The 17,801-nt window shown below is 73.2% G+C and carries 17 protein-coding genes; 6 read left to right on the forward strand and 11 right to left on the reverse strand.

Features of this window, described 5'->3' with window-relative positions:
- The 5 genes from KV557_RS39865 to KV557_RS39885 form a co-directional block, all read left to right on the forward strand.
- Positions 1 to 1,019 (forward strand): hypothetical protein (locus KV557_RS39865; protein ID WP_218206915.1); only part of this gene is annotated, 1,019 nt, incomplete at its 5' end.
- 130 nt (positions 1,020 to 1,149) lie between these two features.
- Complete coding sequence (locus KV557_RS39870; protein ID WP_218206947.1) at positions 1,150 to 2,217, forward strand: ABC transporter ATP-binding protein; 1,068 nt, start codon at positions 1,150 to 1,152, stop codon at positions 2,215 to 2,217.
- Positions 2,207 to 3,103, forward strand: a complete 897-nt coding sequence (locus KV557_RS39875) for an ABC transporter permease (protein ID WP_218206917.1) — start codon at positions 2,207 to 2,209, stop codon at positions 3,101 to 3,103. The genes KV557_RS39870 and KV557_RS39875 overlap by 11 nt, the downstream gene beginning before the upstream one ends.
- A gap of 26 nt (positions 3,104 to 3,129) precedes the next feature.
- A complete protein-coding gene (locus KV557_RS39880) occupies positions 3,130 to 4,047 on the forward strand; it encodes an ABC transporter ATP-binding protein (RefSeq protein WP_218206919.1) in 918 nt (305 codons plus the stop codon).
- Between the two features lie 103 nt (positions 4,048 to 4,150).
- Positions 4,151 to 4,867 carry an ABC transporter permease gene (locus KV557_RS39885; RefSeq protein ID WP_218206921.1) on the forward strand — a complete coding sequence of 239 codons (717 nt, stop codon included), beginning with the start codon at positions 4,151 to 4,153 and terminating at the stop codon, positions 4,865 to 4,867.
- 63 nt (positions 4,868 to 4,930) lie between these two features.
- Here KV557_RS39885 and KV557_RS39890 read toward each other — a convergent pair whose 3' ends face one another.
- From KV557_RS39890 to KV557_RS39940, 11 genes are all read right to left on the reverse strand, one after another.
- Complete coding sequence (locus KV557_RS39890) at positions 4,931 to 6,169, reverse strand: CynX/NimT family MFS transporter (protein ID WP_218206925.1); 1,239 nt, start codon at positions 6,167 to 6,169, stop codon at positions 4,931 to 4,933.
- 63 nt (positions 6,170 to 6,232) lie between these two features.
- On the reverse strand, positions 6,233 to 6,964 hold the full coding sequence (locus tag KV557_RS39895) for a FadR/GntR family transcriptional regulator (RefSeq protein ID WP_218206928.1): 732 nt from the start codon (positions 6,962 to 6,964) through the stop codon (positions 6,233 to 6,235).
- Positions 6,965 to 7,097: 133 nt separating this feature from the next.
- Entirely contained in the window at positions 7,098 to 7,958 is an 861-nt protein-coding gene (locus KV557_RS39900) for an HAD family hydrolase (RefSeq protein ID WP_218206930.1), read from the reverse strand.
- A 48-nt stretch (positions 7,959 to 8,006) separates the two neighbouring features.
- Positions 8,007 to 9,284: a serine--tRNA ligase gene (serS, locus tag KV557_RS39905; protein ID WP_218206932.1), complete on the reverse strand. Its 1,278-nt coding sequence runs from the start codon at positions 9,282 to 9,284 to the stop codon at positions 8,007 to 8,009.
- A 547-nt stretch (positions 9,285 to 9,831) separates the two neighbouring features.
- Entirely contained in the window at positions 9,832 to 10,767 is a 936-nt protein-coding gene (gene pheA, locus KV557_RS39910; protein ID WP_218206934.1) for a prephenate dehydratase, read from the reverse strand.
- Between the two features lie 128 nt (positions 10,768 to 10,895).
- Positions 10,896 to 12,155 (reverse strand): iron uptake transporter deferrochelatase/peroxidase subunit, encoded by a 1,260-nt coding sequence (gene efeB / locus KV557_RS39915; protein WP_218206935.1) that lies wholly within the window; start codon positions 12,153 to 12,155, stop codon positions 10,896 to 10,898.
- A 2-nt stretch (positions 12,156 to 12,157) separates the two neighbouring features.
- Entirely contained in the window at positions 12,158 to 14,158 is a 2,001-nt protein-coding gene (locus tag KV557_RS39920) for a copper resistance CopC/CopD family protein (protein ID WP_218206937.1), read from the reverse strand.
- 12 nt (positions 14,159 to 14,170) lie between these two features.
- A complete protein-coding gene (locus KV557_RS39925) occupies positions 14,171 to 14,677 on the reverse strand; it encodes a copper chaperone PCu(A)C (protein ID WP_218206938.1) in 507 nt (168 codons plus the stop codon).
- Between the two features lie 73 nt (positions 14,678 to 14,750).
- Positions 14,751 to 15,419, reverse strand: coding sequence for an SCO family protein (locus tag KV557_RS39930; RefSeq protein ID WP_218206940.1), 669 nt, complete (start codon positions 15,417 to 15,419; stop codon positions 14,751 to 14,753).
- A gap of 75 nt (positions 15,420 to 15,494) precedes the next feature.
- Positions 15,495 to 16,256 carry a YcnI family copper-binding membrane protein gene (locus KV557_RS39935; RefSeq protein ID WP_218206942.1) on the reverse strand — a complete coding sequence of 254 codons (762 nt, stop codon included), beginning with the start codon at positions 16,254 to 16,256 and terminating at the stop codon, positions 15,495 to 15,497.
- Positions 16,257 to 16,465: 209 nt separating this feature from the next.
- Positions 16,466 to 17,299 carry a hypothetical protein gene (locus KV557_RS39940; RefSeq protein ID WP_218206943.1) on the reverse strand — a complete coding sequence of 278 codons (834 nt, stop codon included), beginning with the start codon at positions 17,297 to 17,299 and terminating at the stop codon, positions 16,466 to 16,468.
- 228 nt (positions 17,300 to 17,527) lie between these two features.
- Between KV557_RS39940 and KV557_RS39945 the strand changes: the two genes are divergently transcribed.
- A partial coding sequence (locus KV557_RS39945; RefSeq protein WP_218206945.1) for an ATP-binding protein occupies positions 17,528 to 17,801 on the forward strand: 274 nt, incomplete at its 3' end.

The raw sequence follows: 17,801 nt of genomic DNA on the forward strand, positions 1-17,801 counted from the left end.
CCCCGAGCACGCCGGCCGCCCCGAGCGCGCCGCCGCCCGCAGCCCCGGCCGCGCCGCCCACGGCCCCGCCGCCCCCGCCGGTGGAAATGCTGCCGCCCCCGCCCGTGATCCCCGAGACGCCCGAGGAGCGCGAGGCCCGCCTCGCCCTGCGCACCCGCCGGCGCAAGGCGGCGGTGCGCTGGGCCGCCGCCACCCTGGTGTTCGCCCTCGTCGGCACGGGCGCCGCCCTGGCCGTCACGGCCCCGGAGCGCACCGACATCCCCGGCCTGGAGACCCCGAGCGACGGCCGCTACACCTTCCCGGCACTGGCGCTGCCGCCGCTGCCGTCCGGGAAGAACGCGCCGTCCGCGAAGGACAAGACCCTCCACTACGCGGACCTGCGCTACCTGCTGCTGCCCGCGCCCAAGGAGGCCGGTGGCTCGCTGGCGCCGGTGGTCTTCCCGAGCCCGACCCCGACGCCGACCGCCTCGGCCACCTCGGCGAGCCCGTCGGCGTCCGCGAGTCCGTCGGCGTCCGCGAGCACGACGGCCTCCGGGACCCCCGCGTCCACGTCCCCGAAGGTCGGTCCGGCCCCGGCCGAGTGGGTCACCTGCGACGCGATCCTCGCCGAGCAGCAGAACCCGGCCAAGCTGCGCGAACTGCTGCTGCAGAACGCCTGCCGCGCCGCCACCGTCCGGGAGTGGACCGCCTCCGACGGCACCCGCACCCAGATCCGGTTGCTCCGCTTCGGCGGCTCCTCCGAGGCCTGGGACATCTTCTCCTCCCTCCGCGGGGACGGCCTGCCGAAGGACGTGCCCGGGGCGAAGACCGGCTCGCAGGACGGCTGGGACTCCGTTTCGGACGTCGACCTGTCGGTCAAGGAGACCACGGTGCTGGGCGACAAGGGCGCTCCGACGGCTCGGCTGGCGTACCTCTGCGCGTCCGACGTCGTCGCCGTCGTCACGATGACCAATCCCAAGGGCGTGCCGGTCGCGCCGTTCCGCCAGGTGGCCACCCTGCAGTCCGACCTCCTCGGCTGACGGATCATCAGCTCACCACTCGGGCCGGTCACTTCACCGTGGCCGGCCCGAGTGCTTTTCGCCGAACCCTTAGGGGAGCGGTCTGCCGACGTCATACCGCAGTATCATGCGCGGCTCGTCATTCCAGCTCATGGCCCTTGCGGCGCAAGCCCGTTACGTTGGGTGCGTGTCCACTGCTGTCATCAAGACGGACGGCCTCACCAAGAGGTTCCCCCGGGTCACCGCCCTCGACCGGCTCACCGTCGAGGTGCAGCCGGGGGTCGTCGGCCTGGTCGGGTCGAACGGGGCGGGCAAGTCCACCCTCATCAAGATCCTGCTCGGACTCGCCCCGGCGACCTCCGGCACCGGCCGGGTCCTGGGCCTGGACATTGGCACCCAGGGCCCGGAGATCCGCGAACGGGTCGGCTACATGCCCGAGCACGACTGCCTGCCACCGGACGTCTCGGCCACCGAGTTCGTGGTGCACATGGCCCGGATGGCGGGTCTGCCCGCCGCCGCGGCCCGCGAGCGGACGGCGGACACGCTTCGGCACGTCGGCCTCTACGAGGAGCGGTACCGGCCGATGGGCGGGTACTCGACCGGCATGAAGCAGCGGGTCAAGCTGGCCCAGGCGCTGGTGCACGACCCGAAGCTGGTGCTGCTGGACGAGCCGACCAACGGCCTCGACCCGGCCGGCCGGGACGAGATGCTGGCGCTGATCCGCCGCGTGCACACCGACTTCGGCATCTCGGTGCTGGTCACCACCCACCTGCTGGGCGAGCTGGAGCGCACCTGCGACCACCTGGTCGTCATCGACGGCGGCAAGCTGCTGCGTTCCTCCTCCACCGCCTCCTTCACCGAGGCGACGGCCCTCCTGGCGGTCGAGGTCACCGATCACCCGGAGGACACCGCCCTGGACTCCGGCACCGCCGTCCGCGAACGCCTGGCCGCCGCGGGCTTGTCCGTCACCCTGGACGGTTCGCGCGTGCTGCTCGTCCGCCTGGAGGGCGACGACACCTACGACGCCATCCGCGACACCGTCGCGGAGCTCGGCCTCGGCCTGGTCCGGCTGGAACAGCGCCGGCACCGGGTCGCCGAACTCTTCGGCACCGAGGCCACCGAGGCCACCGAGGCCGACGACGACACCGGCAGCACCGGCAGCACCGACGGCACCGACAGCGCCGACCACACCAAGGGAGGTGCGGAGGATGCCTCCTGAGACCAGGCCCGCCGACACCGGAGTCATCCACGACATCGGCTACCGCGGCTACGCCGGTCCTCGCCTCGGCCGGGCCTACGCGACCCGCTCGCTGTTCACCCAGAGCCTGCGCGCCGCCTACGGCCTCGGACGCTCCGGCAAGTCCAAGGTGCTGCCGATGCTGGTGCTCGGCGTGCTCACCGTGCCCGCCGTCATCATGGTGGCGATCGCGCTCGCCACCCACCGGTCCGAGCTGCCGCTGGACTACCCGCGCTACCTGTCGGCCTTCGGCCTGATCGTCTCGATCTTCCTGGCCTCGCAGGCGCCGGTGCTGCTCTCCCGGGATCTGCGGTACCACACCGTCCCGCTGTACTTCTCCCGCCCGATCACCCGCGGCGACTACGTCCGCGCCAAGTTCGCGGCCATGGTCAGCGCCCAGTTCCTGCTGATGGCGGTGCCGCTGCTGGTGCTCTACATCGGCGCGCTGCTCGGCCGGCTGGACTTCGGGCACAACACCGGGCACTTCCTGTTCGGCCTGGTGACGGCCCTGCTGTACGCGCTGGTGCCGACCTCGGTGGCGCTGGTGATCGCCGCCGCCACCCCGCGCCGCGGCTTCGGGGTCGCCGGGATCATGGGCTACCTGGCGATCAGTACGGTCGTGGTGGCGATCCTGACCCGGATCGGTACGGGCATCGAGCTCACCGTCCCGGACTCCGCCCAGTGGGCCGCCCTGCTGTCGCCGAACGACCTGGTGGAGAGCCTGACCAACCAGCTCTTCGACGTCGGTGGCGGCGGCGACCGCCTCCACGCGCCGGGCGCGTTCGGCGTGGCCGTCTTCATCGCCGCCGTCATCGCGATGGTGTCCGGCTCGTACGGGCTGCTGCTGCGCCGCTACAGCAGTGTCTGATCAACCGCAGAGCTTGAGAGGGCGACATGGCCACCATCACCATCGACAAGGTCTCCCGCTGGTTCGGCAACGTGGTCGCCGTCAACGACATCAGCATGGCGATCGGTCCGGGCATCACCGGCCTGCTCGGGCCGAACGGCGCGGGCAAGTCCACCCTCATCCACATGATGAGCGGCTTCCTCGCCCCCTCCACCGGCACGGTCACCCTGGACGGCGCGCCGATCTGGCGCAACCAGCAGGTGTACCGGCAGATCGGGCTCGTACCCGAGCGGGAGTCGATGTACGACTACCTGACCGGCTGGGAGTTCGTGCTCGCCAACGCCGAGCTCCACGGCCTCGCCGACCCGGGCGCGGCCGCCAGGCGGGCGCTCGGCCTGGTCGAGATGGAGTACGCCCAGGACCGCAAGACCGGGACGTACTCCAAGGGCATGAAGCAGCGGGTCAAGATGGCCTCCGCGCTCGTCCACGACCCGGCCGTGCTGCTGCTCGACGAACCGTTCAACGGCATGGACCCGCGCCAGCGGCTCCAGCTGATGGAGCTGCTGCGCCGCTTCGGCGCGGACGGCCGGACGGTGCTGTTCTCCTCGCACATCCTGGAGGAGGTCGAGCAACTCGCCCGCCACATCGAGGTCGTGGTGGCCGGCCGGCACGCCGCCTCGGGTGACTTCCGGAAGATCCGCCGACTGATGACCGACCGCCCGCACCGCTACCTGGTCCGCTCCAGCGACGACCGCCGGCTGGCCGCCGCACTGATCGCGGACGGCTCCACCGCGGGCATCGAGGTGGACGAGCGCGAACGGGCGCTGCGGATCCAGGCGGTGAACTTCCAGGGCTTCACCACGCTGCTGCCCCGGGTCGCCCGGCAGGCCGGCATCCGGCTGTACACCGTCGCCCCGGCGGACGAGTCGCTGGAGAGCGTGTTCTCCTACCTGGTCTCCGCCTGAGGCCCCCGGCCTCTCGAACTCCCGCACTCCCGAACCCTCGAAGTCCCGCACTCCGGAACCCTCGAACTCCCGAAACCAGGACCCCAGGAAAGGGCCGACCGCCATGAACCCGACCGTCGCCAGGCTGACGCTGCGCGGCCTGCTGGGCCGCCGCCGCGGTGCCCTGCTGCTGGTGGTCCCCGCCCTGCTGCTGCTCGTCTCGGCCCTCGCGAGCGGGTCGAGCGGGAACGAGCACGACCTGACCGTCAAGATCCTCGGCCAGCTGGGCCTCGGCACCCTGGTGCCGATCCTCGGCCTGGTCGTCGGCACCGGCGTGATCGCCACCGAGATCGACGACGGCTCGATCGTCTACCTGCTGGCCAAGCCGCTGCCGCGGTGGCAGATCGTCACCACCAAGCTGGCCGTCGCGATCGGCACCACCTGGGTGTTCGCGGCCGTCCCGACGCTGCTCGCCGGGCTGCTGCTGTACGGCACGAAGGACGGCGTCGCGCTCGGCTACACCGTCGCCACCCTGATCGCCGGGGCCGCGTACAGCGCGCTGTTCCTGCTGCTCGGCGTGGTCACCCGGCATGCGGTGGTCGCCGGGCTGGGGTACGCGCTGGTGTGGGAGTCGCTGGTCGGCAACTTCGTCGCCGGCGCCCGCACACTGAGCGTCCAGCAGTGGGGCCGCTCGGTCGCCGAGGCGGTGGCCGGGGACGCCGCGATCGGCGCGGACGTCTCGTTCGGGGTGGCCGTGCCGCTGCTGCTGGTGGTCACCGTCGCGGCGACCGTCCTCGCCTCGGTCAAGCTGGCCGGGCTGACCCTGGCCGGCGAGGAGTGACCCGGCGAGAAGCGACCGTCCAGAAGTGACCCGTCCAGGAGCGGCCCGGCGAGGAACGACCTGTCAGAGCGTCCGGTTGCGCCCCGCGCCCCAGCCGGCCGTGCCGACCACGGCCACCAGCGCCAGCATCAGTATCAGCGTCACGTCCCACCCGCCGGTCAGCTGGTGCAGCGCACCCGCGCCGACCGGACCGGCCGCCGCGACCAGATAGCCGATCGCCTGCGACATGCCGCCCAGCTGGGCGGCACCGGCCGCACTGCCGGTCCGCAGCACGATGAACGCGAGGCCGAGACCCAGCGAACCGCCCTGCGCGACACCGAGGATCGCCGCCGCCACCCAGGCCCCCGACACCGGCGCCACCAGCAGCAGGGCGATGCCCAGGCCGTTCAGCCCGGCCATGGCCACCGCCAGGCCGCGCTGGCGGGTCATCCGGCCGGCGATCAGCGGCACCAGGAAGGCGCCGGCCACCTGCACCAGGTTGGAGAAGGCGAAGACCAGCCCGGACTCGCCGCGGTCCATCCCGTGGTCGGCCAGGATCGTCGGCATCCACGCCACCAGGGTGTAGACGAGCAGCGACGAGATGCCCATGAACAGGCTGATCTGCCAGGCCAGCGGGGAAGTCCAGATCCCCTCGATCGGCTTGCTCGCAGCCGGCGCGGCCGCCACCGCGGCCCGCTCCTGCCGGGAGCGCAGCACCTGCGGCAGCCAGGCCGCCGCCGCCACCAGGGCGAGCACCGACCAGGCGCCCAGCGAGGCCTCCCAGCCGCCGCCCAGCGCGTGCTCCAGCGGCACCGACAGACCGGCCGCGAGGGTCGCGCCGACCAGCATCGTGGTCGAGTAGACGCCGGTCATCGCCGCCGCCCGGTCCGGGAACTCCCGCTTCACCAGGCCCGGCATCGACACGTTCAGCACCGCGATCGCCACGCCGATCACCACGCAGCCGGCGTACAGCGCCGCCACCGAGGGCAGCACCCGCAGCAGCACGCCCGCGCCCAGTACCAGCACCGCACCCAGCACCACCCGCTCGGTGCCGAACCGCCTGGTCAGCCGAGGGGTGAGCGGGGCCCCGACACCCTGGAACAGCACCGGCACGGTGGTGATCAGGCCGCTCGCGGTCGTCGACAGGCCGAAGGTGCGCTGGATCTCGCCGACCATCGGCGACACCGCAGCCAGGCAGGCGCGCATGTTCAGCGCGACCAGCACGATGCCGGTCAGCAGCAGGGCCGGGTGGGCCAGCCGGGAGCGGACGGGAAGCGGGGCGGAAGAGGTGACAACCGGCTGCTGGGCACGGGTGACGGCCATGGGTGTGCTGTTCTTTCGGGAATCGGGGAGGACGCGGACGGCGGAAGGGGGGCTCGCGCCGTCCTACTTCCGGGCCGCGATGGCCGCGAGGAGCTGCTCGACGGCCGCGGTGGGCTCGGCGAGCAGCGACCGACACGCCACCTCGGCGCGGTCCGGGTCGCCGCTCTCGATCGCGTCCACCAGCGCCGCGTGGGTGGCGACGGCCACCTCGGGCATCTCGTGGTCGCCGAAGGCCGACCGCATCGACTCGCGCACCGAGGCACCGAAGTAGCGGTACACCTCGGCCAGTGCCGGGTTGTGCGCGGCCTCGACGACCGCGGTGTGGAACTCCAGGTCGTGCTCGACGGTGGCCTCGCGGCCGGCCCGCTCCGGGTGCGCCGCGATCACCTCGGCCTCACGGGCCAGCGCGGCCCGCATCCGGGCGATGTCCTCGGGGGTGTGCCGCAGGGCGGCCAGCCGCGCGGCCTCGGCCTCCAGCGCGGCGCGGACCTCCAGCACGTCCCGGATCCCCGAACGCTGCACGCCGCGCAGGACGGCCGCCGGATCACTGGTGCTGCGCACGAAGGTGCCCTCACCCTGCCGGGAAACCAGCATTCCGGCGTGCACCAGCACCCGGATCGCCTCCCGTACGGTGTTCCGCCCGACCTGCAACCGCTCGGCCAGCTCGTGCTCGGTGGGAATCCGCGACCCCACCGGCCAGGCCCCGCCCGCGAGCTGCTCCCGCAGCTGGTCGATGGCGGTGTCCACGAGGGAACGCCGCCCGGCCGCCTGCAGACTGCTGCCGTCGCCGCCCATGCCGGACCTCCTCCGCTCACGCACCACCAGTCATCGGTCATCCTACAACCGCTTGCCCGGTCATCCTACAACTGGGGATGAACCCGCGCTGAATGTCGGGAAAGGGTGTCCCGGCGGAGCCGGCGGGGCGGCCTCAGCCGGCCGGGTAGAGGCGTTCGAGGACGAGGGCGACGCCGTCCTCGTCGTTGCCGGCGGTGACTTCGTCGGCGACGGCGAGGAGTTCCTCGTGGGCGTTGGCCATGGCGACGGTGTGGGCGGCCCAGGCGAACATCGGGACGTCGTTGGGCATGTCGCCGAAGGCGATGGTGTCGGCGGCGCGGACGCCGAGGCGGCGGGCGGCCACGGCCAGGCCGGTGGCCTTGGAGAGGCCGAGCGGGAGCAGCTCGACCACGCCGGCGCCGGCCATCACGACGCCGACCAGGTCTCCGGCGACGCGGCGGGCGGCCTCGGCGAGGGCGTCGTCGGTCAGGCCCGGGTGCTGGATGTAGAGCTTGCTGACCGGCGCGGCGAGCAGCTGGTCGCGGTCGACCCGGACGACCGGCAGGTCGGAGCCGATCAGCAGCTCGTAGCCGGGCCCGGCCAGGACCTCGCCGTCCAGACCGTCCTGGTTGGCGGCGACGGCCAGCGGGCCGGTCTCGGCCTCGATCTTGGCGATGGCGAGCGCGGCGAGCCGGCGGTCGAGGGTGAGCGAGGTGAGCAGCTTGTGCGCGCCGGCGTCGTAGACCTGGGCGCCCTGGCCGCAGACGGCTATCCCGGTGTAGCCGATCTCGTCGAAGACCGGGCGGGCCCACGCGGCCGAGCGGCCGGTGACGATGATGTGCAGCGCGCCCGCGCCGGTGGCCGTGGCCAGGGCGGCGCGGGTGCGCTCGGAGACGGTCTCGTCGCTGGTGAGCAGGGTGCCGTCGAGGTCGGTGGCGACCAGCCGGTAGGGCAGGTCGCCACCGTTCGGGCGATCACCGTTCGGGGAGACGGGGCTGGGGCTGGAGGTGCTCATGGGCCGTGCGTCTCCCGGGAGTTGCTGGTGGTGCGGGGTGGTGCGGCGTTACTTGGCGACCGGTTCGAGGACGGTCCGCCCGCCGAGGTACGGCCGCAGCGCCTCGGGCACGACGACCGAGCCGTCGGCCTGCTGGTGGTTCTCCAGGATCGCCACGATGGTGCGCGGGACGGCGACCAGGGTGCCGTTCAGGGTGGCGAGCGGGCGGGTCTTGCCCTCCTCGCGCATCCGGATGGCCAGCCGGCGGGACTGGTACTCGGTGGTGTTGGAGGTCGAGGTGACCTCGCGGTACTTGCCCTGGGTGGGGATCCAGGCCTCGATGTCGAACTTGCGGGCGGCCGAGGCGCCGAGGTCGCCGGAGGCGACGTCGATCACCCGATAGGGCAGCTCCAGCGCGTTGAGGAAGTCCTTCTCCCACTGGAGCAGGCGGCGGTGCTCGTTCTCGGCGTCCTCGGGAGTGGTGTAGACGAACATCTCCACCTTCTCGAACTGGTGGACGCGGATGATGCCGCGGGTGTCCTTGCCGTAGGTGCCGGCCTCGCGGCGGAAGCAGGACGAGTAGCCGGCGTAGCGCAGCGGCAGCTTGTCGGCCTCGATGATCTCGTCCATGTGGTACGCGGCGAGCGGGACCTCGCTGGTGCCGACGAGGTAACGGTCCTCCTCCTTGAGGTGGTACACGTTCTCGGCGGCCTGGCCGAGGAAGCCGGTGCCGTCCATGGCGGCCGGCCGGACCAGGGTCGGGGTGATCATCGGGATGAACCCGGCCGTGGTGGCCTGGGCGAAGGCCATGTTGACCAGGGCGAGCTCCAGCAGCGCGCCGACGCCGGTCAGGTAGTAGGAGCGGGCGCCGGCGACCTTGGCGCCGCGCTCGGTGTCGATCGCGCCGAGGATCTGGCCGAGCTCGACGTGGTCGCGCGGCTCGAAGCCCTCGGCGGCGAAGTCGCGCGGGGTGCCGATCTCCTCCAGGGTGACGAAGTCCTCCTCGCCGCCGACCGGGGCGGCCGGGTCGATGAGGTTCGCCAGCGAGCGGAGCAGGCGGTCGGCCTCCTCCTTGGCGGCGCTCTGCTCGGCGTCCGCGGCCTTGACCTCGGCGGCCAGCTCCTTGGTGCGCTGCAGCAGGGAGGTCTTCTCGTCGCCCTTGGCCTGGGCGACCTGCTTGCCGAGCAGGCGCTGCTCGTTGCGCAGTTCGTCGAAGCGACTGCCCGAGGCGCGGCGCCGCTCGTCGGCGGAGAGGAGGGCGTCGACCACGTCGACGTCCTCGCCACGGACGCGCTGCGAGGCGCGCACTCGGTCAGGGTCTTCACGAAGCAGGCGAAGGTCAATCACGGGGCCAAGCCTACCGGGCGGGGACTCTTCCACCGGTACGGGTTTTCCCCTGGGGATAACTCCCCCCGGCCTGTGGATAACTTCTGTGGGGAACCGCCCCGGGGCGGGTTATCCACAGGAGCGGGGCCGAGGCTGTGGATCGTCGGGGCCGGACGGCCTTCGGGAGCTCGAACCAGGGAATTGAGGTTTCAAACCTCATTCGACCTTCTCAGATGAGGGAATTGAAGCACTCAGGCGGGTGATTTGCTGGCACACGGGTGACTCTGGTCCGATTAGTCATCTCTGCGACGCAAACCGACGATCCGACCCTTGTGTGCAGTGGCTATACCGGTTTGTCGACTCATCCCCAGGTCTGTGGATAACTTTTGGCTGTGGACAGCGGAGAGGCCTGTGGACAGCCGGATCCGGCGGCGGACACCCCTGTGGACGACGGGTGCGGTCACCCGTCCCGCCTGGTGAGCCCGGTCGAAAACGGTCGGAAAAGGTCAGAAAGACAATGGGTGGCGCTCAGATGTCGGATGGCACTCGGATGGCACTCGGATGGCGCTCAGATGTCGCCGCGGCCGTCGAGGGCACGGGAGAGCCAGTCCGCCGCCGCCGCGAAATCCTCGTCCGAGGTCCCCGGCCGCCGGTGCGTGGACGTCTGCTGATCGGCGCGCGGATAGGAGCCGAGGAAACGCACCTGCGGGCAGATCCGCTTGAGCCCCATCAGCGCATCGCCCACCCGGCGCTCGGACAGGTGGCCCTCGCAGTCGATCAGGAAGCAGTAGCTGCCCAGCCCCTCGCCGGTCGGCCGGGACTCGATCCGCATCAGGTTGATCCCTCGCACCGCGAACTCCTGGAGCAGCTCCAGCAGCGCACCCGGGTGGTCGTCCGGCAGCCAGACCACCATCGAGGTCTTGTCCGCGCCGGTCGGCGAGGAGACCCGCCCGGGCTGGCCGACCAGGATGAACCGGGTGGTCGCGTTCTGCGCGTCGGCGATCTCCTTGACCAGCGGGTCCAGCCCGTAGATCGGCGCGGCGAACTCGCCCGCGAACGCGCCGTCGTACCGGCCCTCGGCGACCAGCCGGGCGCCGTCCGCGTTGGACGCGGCCGACTCCCACTCTGCGTCCGGCAGGTTGGCCGCCAGCCAGCGGCGCACCTGCGGCTGGGCCACCGGGTGGCTGGTCACCGTCCTGATCTCGGACAGCTCGGTGCCGGGGCGCACCAGCAGCGCGAAGGAGATCGGCAGCAGCACCTCGCGGTAGATCATCAGCGGTGCGCCGGAGGCCAGTTCGTCGTTGGTCGCGGTGACCGCGCCCTCGACCGAGTTCTCGATCGGCACGAAGGCTCCCGAGGCCTCACCGCCGCGCACCGCGTCCAGCACCAGCGGCACCGAGGCCAGCGGCACCAGCTCCCGGGTCGCCGCCTCGGGCAGGGTGCGCAGCGCCGCCTCGGTGAAGGTGCCCGCCGGGCCGAGGTAGGTGTAGCGGGTGGCCGACAATTCCGCCTCCGTGCGAAAAGGGGTGACCGGAGAAAGGTGACCGGGGTAAGGGGTACCGGAGCAGCCCACCATAACGACTCCGCGTCCCGTCCATGAACGCGTTTCAGTGGACGGGACACTTACTGCCATCACCCTTCCAGCAGCGTCTCGCCGACGTACCCTCCCTCGCGGACGCCCGGGGGGACGACGTACAGCCCGCTCGCCTCGTGCCGCAGGAAGCGGGAGAGGCCGTCGCCGCGGGACAGCTTGCGTTGCACCGGGGTGAAGCCCTTGCGCGGGTCGGCCTGGAAGGCGAGGAAGAGCAGCCCGGCGTCCGGCGAGCCGTCCGCCAACAGGCCGTCGTGGTAAGAGAATCCGCGCCGCAGCATGGCCGCGCCGCCGTTCGCGGCCGGGGCGGCGACCCTGATGTGCGCGTCGGAGGGGATCACCAGGGCGCCGTCCGGGCCCTGCGCGGACAGGTCGACCGGCGCGTGCTCGCCGGCCCCGGCGGGCGCGCCGAGCGGGGCGCCGTCCGACTTGCGCCGCCCGATCACCCGCTCCTGCCGGTCCGCCGGTAGCGCCTCCCAGTTGTCCAGCAGCATCCGGATCCGCCGGAACACCAGGTACGAACCGCCGGTCAGCCAGGCCGGCTGGTCGGCGCCGGCGGCGGCGAACACCTTGGCGGCGAAGCCGTCGTCGGCGGGCTCGGGGTTGTTGCTGCCGTCGATCTGGCCCATCAGGTTGCGGCCGGTCATCGGGTGCGGGGTGGCGCCGGGGGTGCGGGCGAAGCCGGCGGACTGCCAGCGCAGCGCCGCCGTCCCGGCCGCCCGGCGCTGGAGCACCCGCAGGGCGTGCACGGCGACCAGGGCGTCGTCGGCGCCGATCTGGACGAACAGGTCGCCGTCGCCGCGGGCCGGGTCGAGCGCGTCGCCGGGGAAGGCGGGCAGCGGTTCGAGGGCCGCCGGGCGGTGGTCGGCCAGCCCGGCCCTGTCGAACAGGGTGGCGCCGAAGCCGAAGGTGAGGGTGAGCGAGCAGGGGCCGGCGTCCAGCGCGACCTGGTTGTCGAACTCCTCGGCGGGCTCCCCGGCGGTCAGCCGGGCCGCCGTTCGCGACCAGCGCTGGAGCAGGCCGCGCAGCCCGTCCCGCCCGGCGCCGTCGGCCAGGTCGAAGGCGGCGAGCTGGACCCGGGCCTGCTGCGGTTCGAGGATGCCGGCCTGGTGCTCGCCGTGGAACGGCACCCGGGCCGCGCCGAGCGCCCCGCCGCTCCCGTCGGCGCGCGGGGCGGCCGGGCGGTCCAGGGCGACGGCGCCGGCGGCCCCGGCGCTCACGCCGGCCATCAGCCCGGCACCGGCGGTGCCGAGCAGCGCCCGCCGGGTGAAGCCGGTCCGTACGGAGTTGCTGTCGTTCATGGTCACCCGATCTTCAGCGACTGCGTCGGGGTGGTCTGGTCGATGTCCGAGGAGCGGATCTGCACCGACACCACCCAGTTCCCGGCCAGCGGCAGCTGCGCGGTGCCGCTCCAGCGGCCGGTGCCCTCGGGGGTCAGCGGCACCGGCAGCGGGCCGAGGTCGCGGTCCGGGAGGGTGAAGGCGAGCTGCACCTCGGGGACCTCGACCGGCTGCCCGTCCGCGCCGTCCAGCTCGAGGTGCACCTCGTTGGGGCCGGTCCGGGCCGGGTTGAGGGTGACCGTCGCGGTGCCCTTGGCGTTCGGGGTGCGGCCCTTGGTGTCGTACGGGAGCTTGAGTTCCAGGGTGCGGCCCGGCTCGGTCTGCGGGGCCGCGGGCCCGCCGGCCGCCGGCGCCCCGGCGGCGGGGGCGGCGCCCCCAGCCTTGACCTCGCTCGCGACCCGCCCGGGCGGGGAGTTGGTGAGCATCGTGGTGACCACCAGCACGGCCACCGCGACCACCGCCTCGACCAGCACCGAGCGGCGCAGCCCGGCCCGGGTCGGGGTGAGCCCGCGGTCCCGTCCGGCGTGCTCCCGGGCGGCCTGCTGGCGGGCCAGCTGCGCCTGCCGGACGGGGTCCTCGGAGTGCGCCGCGACGGCGACCGGCTCCGGCAGCTCGGCCGGCTCGACCTCGGCCGCCTCGACCGGGGCCGAGCGCAGCCGAGCCAGCCAGGAGCGGGAGATCCAGGCGACGCCGACCATCGCGACCACGCAGCCGGTCTTCACCAGCAGCAGCCGCCCGTACTCGGTGCCGGTCAGCGCGCCCCAGCTGCCGAGACCGCGCCAGGACTGGTAGACCCCGGTGGCGGTGAGCACCGCGACCGCGCCGAAGGCGATCTTCGAGAAGCGGTCGACGACCTCCGCGCCGACGCCCTCGCGCAGCGCCACCAGCAGCGCGGCGAGGCCGCCCAGCCAGAGGGCCATCGCGATCAGGTGCAGGATGCCGAACGGCAGCGCCAGCCAGACCTGGATGCCCACCGAGGCGTGGTCGGCGCCGACCCAGGTCGCCGCGAGGGCGACCGCCAGCACCAGCCCGGCGACGCCGAGGCCGAGCCGGGCCTCGCGCTGCGGCCGCTCGGCGGCGCGCTGCTCCAGCTCCCGCAGCTCGGCGTCCTCGTCCTCCCCCGCGTCCGCCTCACTTGTCTCGGACGCTGCTGCCGAAGGCTGCGCGGCGGGCTGCCCCAACTGCCCGACCAGCAGCGACAGGAACACCCCGCTCGCCGCGAGCAGCAGCAGCCGGGCGGCCAGCGCGGTGCCGATCCGCTCGTCCAGGGTGGCGCGCACCAGCGACAGGTCGAAGGCCTGCCCGATCCCCGAGCCGCGCTCGTACGGGCCGCGCAGCATCAGCACCGCGACGGTGGACACCAGCAGCGCCACCCAGCCGCTCATCAGCAGCCGCTGCACCGGGCGCCGGGCCGTCCCGGCGGGCCAGCAGATCAGGACGAACGCGGCGGCCCCGGCGAGCAGCGCGAACGCCGCGTACGCGACGGTGCGGCCGGTGCCGTACAGGGCGGCGACCACGCTGTCGGCCTTGGCGCCCTGCAGCGCGGTGGTGGACACCGAGGTGTCCGAGGGCGCGCCGATGGAGAAGGTGAACGCGCCGCCGACCGGGTGCGAGTCCTCCGAGACGGCCCGCCAGGCCACCGTGTAGGTGCCGTTGGCGAGCCCGCTGTTCAGCCCGACCCGGGCGGTGTCGGCCCGGCCGTCGGCGTGCCCGGGGTTGCCGGTGTCGACCGCCTTGCCGGCCGGGTCGAGCACCCGCACCGAGTCGCCGGAGAGCGACACGGACTCGCTGAAGGTCAGCGTGACCGCCTGCGGGGCGGTGGCGACCACCGAGTTCTGGTGCGGGTCGGTCGACTCCAGGGTGGCGTGCGCGGCGGCCGGTCCGGCGCCGGCGAACATCAGCGCGAGCAGGGCGCCGAGTGCTCCGAGCAGTCCGGCGATCCGGCGGTGGGAGGCCTTCTCCATGCTGACGGATCCCTAACTCTGGCCGGGTCGGTAGGTGAGCTCCTTGACCGGCACCTTGACCGAGATGGTGCCGGACTTCGCGAAGGTCAGGTCGAGCTCCAGCTCGTCCCCCAGGACGGGGGCCTTCTGCCATCCCATGATCATGAGGTGGGTACCGCCGCGGCTGAACTGCAACGCACCGTGCGCGGGCACGTCCAGGCTGCCGACCTGCTCCATTCTCGACGGGGTAGAGCGGTGCATGGTGATCGACTCCGCGCCCGGGCTGGTCACCTTGACGAGCTGGTCCTGCCCGCCGTCGTTGCGCACGGTCAGGTAGCCGGCCGCCATCCCGCCGGCCGGGGGCAGCGGGATGTAGGAGTCGGCGACGCTCAGGCGGGCGGGTCCGCCGGCGGCACCGTCCTGGCCGCCCGCCCCGCAGGCGGCCAGGAGGGCGCCGCCGCCCAGGGCCGTCGCCAGTACCGCGCCCGTGAGCGCCGTCCGCCGGAAGCCGAGCGTCGCGCGGCCGGCCGTGGCGCTCATGCAGCCACCTCGCTTCGCTCGGCGGGCGCTTCGCGCAACACGCACCTCATGATGATGAGCTCGCTTCGCTCGCTCATGCCGCGACCCCCTTGGCGAGCAGCGGCAGGTCGTGCTCGTAGGTCTTCACCTCGGTGCCGCTGAGGTAGAGCACGTGCGCCTTGTCGTCCGAGGGGAGGAAGGCCAATACCTGCGCGCCGTGGGTGGAGGTGACGGTGCCGTCGGGGTTCACGACCGGGTCCTCGATCATGATGCCGACCGACTTGGCAGCGGCCTTCACCTTCTCCAGGTCACCGGTGAGGCCTATGAAGTCGCTGCCCATCGAGTCGAGCCAGGTGCGCAGCACCTTCGGGGTGTCGCGCTGCGGGTCGGTGGAGACGAACACGACGTTGATCTTCTGCCGCTCCTCGGGGGAGAGCTTCTTCATCGCGACGCCGATGTCGCCCATGGTGGTCGGGCAGACGTCCGGGCAGCTGGTGTAGCCGAAGAAGAGCAGCGTGGTCTTGCCGTCGGTCTGCTTCCGCAGGTCGAAGGGCTGGCCGGAGGTGTCGGTCAGCTGGAGGTCCGGCTTCTCGAAGTTCCTGGTGAGCTTGGTGCCCTCGTACGGCGTGGCGTCCTTCTGCTGGGTCACCTTGGCGGCGCCGGAGCCGTCGCCGGAGGAGCCGCAGGCGCTCAGCGTCAGCGCGGCGGCCAGCGCGACGGCGACGGCGCCGACCAGGCGGGTGGTGCGGGTGGTGCGGGGCATGGGAGATCCGATCGTGCGCGGTGGGCCGCCGGCGGGCCGTACCCGGAGTGCGGGTACGGCCCGCCGGCGCGAGGGTCAGGAGGCGGAGCCGCTGCTCTTGCGGCGCAGGCCGAGGATGCCGACGGCGGTGCCGATCACGCCGACCACGATGCCGACCACGCCGAGCACCCGGGCGGTGGAGTCGCTGCTCTTCTTGTCGCCGTCCGAGGCCTGGGGGTCCGCGCTGTCGCCGTGGCCGTGGCCGTCGGCGGCTGGGGAGGCGGTGGCGGTGACGCCGTGGCCGTCGCCCGCGGCGGCCTTGGTGAGCTTCAGGACGGGGGCCGGGTGGGCCGGCTCGGGCTGGCCGTCCTTGGACTCGTCGATCCACCGGACGATGTCGCCGTTGTCGTAGGTCTGCAGGGTCTTGAATTCCATGCTGTCGGCGTCCGTCGGCAGCGGGCCGAGCGAGACGCGGAACTCCTGGAACTGGCCGGGGGCGATCTTGGTGCCCGCGTCGGCGGTCCAGGTGATCTTGGAGACGGCCTCGTTGACGTCGCTGCCGTGCACCTTGATCGGCTTGTCGAGCTTGGACTTCTCGACGGTCGCGGTCCACCCCGGCAGCGGGAGGGTCCGGACGGAGGCCAGCGGGTGGTCCAGCGGGAGGTTGACCTCCAGCTTCACGGTGCTCGCGGTGTCGCTCTCGTTCGGCACCCGGAAGTCGACGGCCGTGTAACCGCCCTGCGCGGCCGCGCCCGGGTTCACGGTGACGTGCGCGAACGCCGGGCCGGCCAGCACCACCACGGAGGTGGCGGCGGCGAGGGCGACGGCGGCGATTCGACGGGTGGGAAGGGAACGCATGATTCGGTGGTCTCCGTTCGGAGCTCGGCGGACCGCTCCGCTCCCGGGCCGACGGGTACGACCGTGCCTGGGCGGGGTCCGCGCGTGGGGACGTGTGGGGGTGGAGCTGCGGACGGACCGTCGCCGCGAAGGCGATCGCGGAACGCGGGTACGGCCCGGCGACTGCGCACGCCCTCGGCACCCAGCGCGAACGGGGACACCAAGGAGGATCAGTGCGCGAACGCCCCGACCGGCGGGCCACGCCGCACCACGCTGTGCCGCAGCGCGGCACCCGCCGGCAGCGGGCACTCCCCGCCCCGGCCACCGAACCGGCGGGCCGGCCCGGCCTCGCCGAACAGACCCCGCAGCAGTGCGGCGGCCAGCGCGAACGCCGTCCGCAGCGGCGCCGCCCAGTGCTCCCGGGCGGCCGTCGCGGCCACCCGCACCAGCCGCCACAGCGCCGCCTCGCCGCGCCGCAGCCACCAGCCGGCCACCAGGGCCGCGGCCAGGTGGCCCGCCAGCATCGACGGCGTCATGCCGAACACGCCGCCCTGCCACCACGGCACGTCCGGGTACGCGAGCGGGTCCAGCCCCGCCGCGGAGACCAGCTGCTCGGCCGACGGGCCGCCGGGAAGGCCGACCAGCGTGCCGGGGTGGGCCTCGTTGCAGATCAGCCGGCCGGCCACCCGCGGCAGGGTCAGCGGACCGGCAGCGCCGTGGTGCATCCCGGGCATGGCGCCCGCCACAGCCGCAGGGCCGCCGAAAGCATGGAAGAGGCAGTGCAGCCCCAGCTGCCCCGCGCCCAGCGCACCGGCGATGGCCACGAGCGAACGCTCCCGTCCGCCGAACGCCACCGCGAGCACCAGCACCGCCGCGAAGCCCGTCGCCAGGGCGGCCGGGGCGACGTTCCCGCCGCCCGTCAGGGCGTGCCCGGCCGCCGCTATCAGCGTGCAGACCAGCGCGAACGGGACGGCCCGGGCAAGCCGCAGATCCCACGCGGCGGCCCCCACCGGCGCGTCCGGTGCGAGGGCGCCCGGGTGCGGGGCGGCGGCGAGGGCAGTCATGGCCGGGCCATCATCTCATCGCCTACCACGCCCCCGAGGGCAGGGTGGGAAATCCCTACGAATGCCCCGTTCGGCCCGGCGCACAGGGCGCTGAACGCGCCGCTCGGCACAGACCACGGCCCCAGTCCATCCGCCGAACGGGCGGCAGCCGACCCAGGTCACGGTTCACCGCGGGAACACCGGGAGATACCTAGTTGTATGTGGAGCCGCAGCCAGGAGGGACCTCCCGTGGACATCTGGTGGACTCTGCACCTCAAACGCGACCCGGCCAGCGTGCCGCTGGCCCGCCGCATCCTGCTCGGCGCCATGGCGACCGCGGGCGTCGACCCGGAGATCGCCGACGACCTCGGCGTCGCCCTCAGCGAGGCCTGCGCCAACGCCGTCGAACACGGTGCGAGCGGACGGCCCGACGAGGGCTTCCAGGTCACCGCGTCGATCTGCGGCGACCGGCTGCGGATCGAGGTCACCGACTCCGGCCCCGGCCTGCCGGCGCCCGCGAGAG

The sequence above is a fragment of the Kitasatospora aureofaciens genome, from assembly GCF_019192735.1.
Classification (GTDB): domain Bacteria; phylum Actinomycetota; class Actinomycetes; order Streptomycetales; family Streptomycetaceae; genus Kitasatospora; species Kitasatospora aureofaciens_A.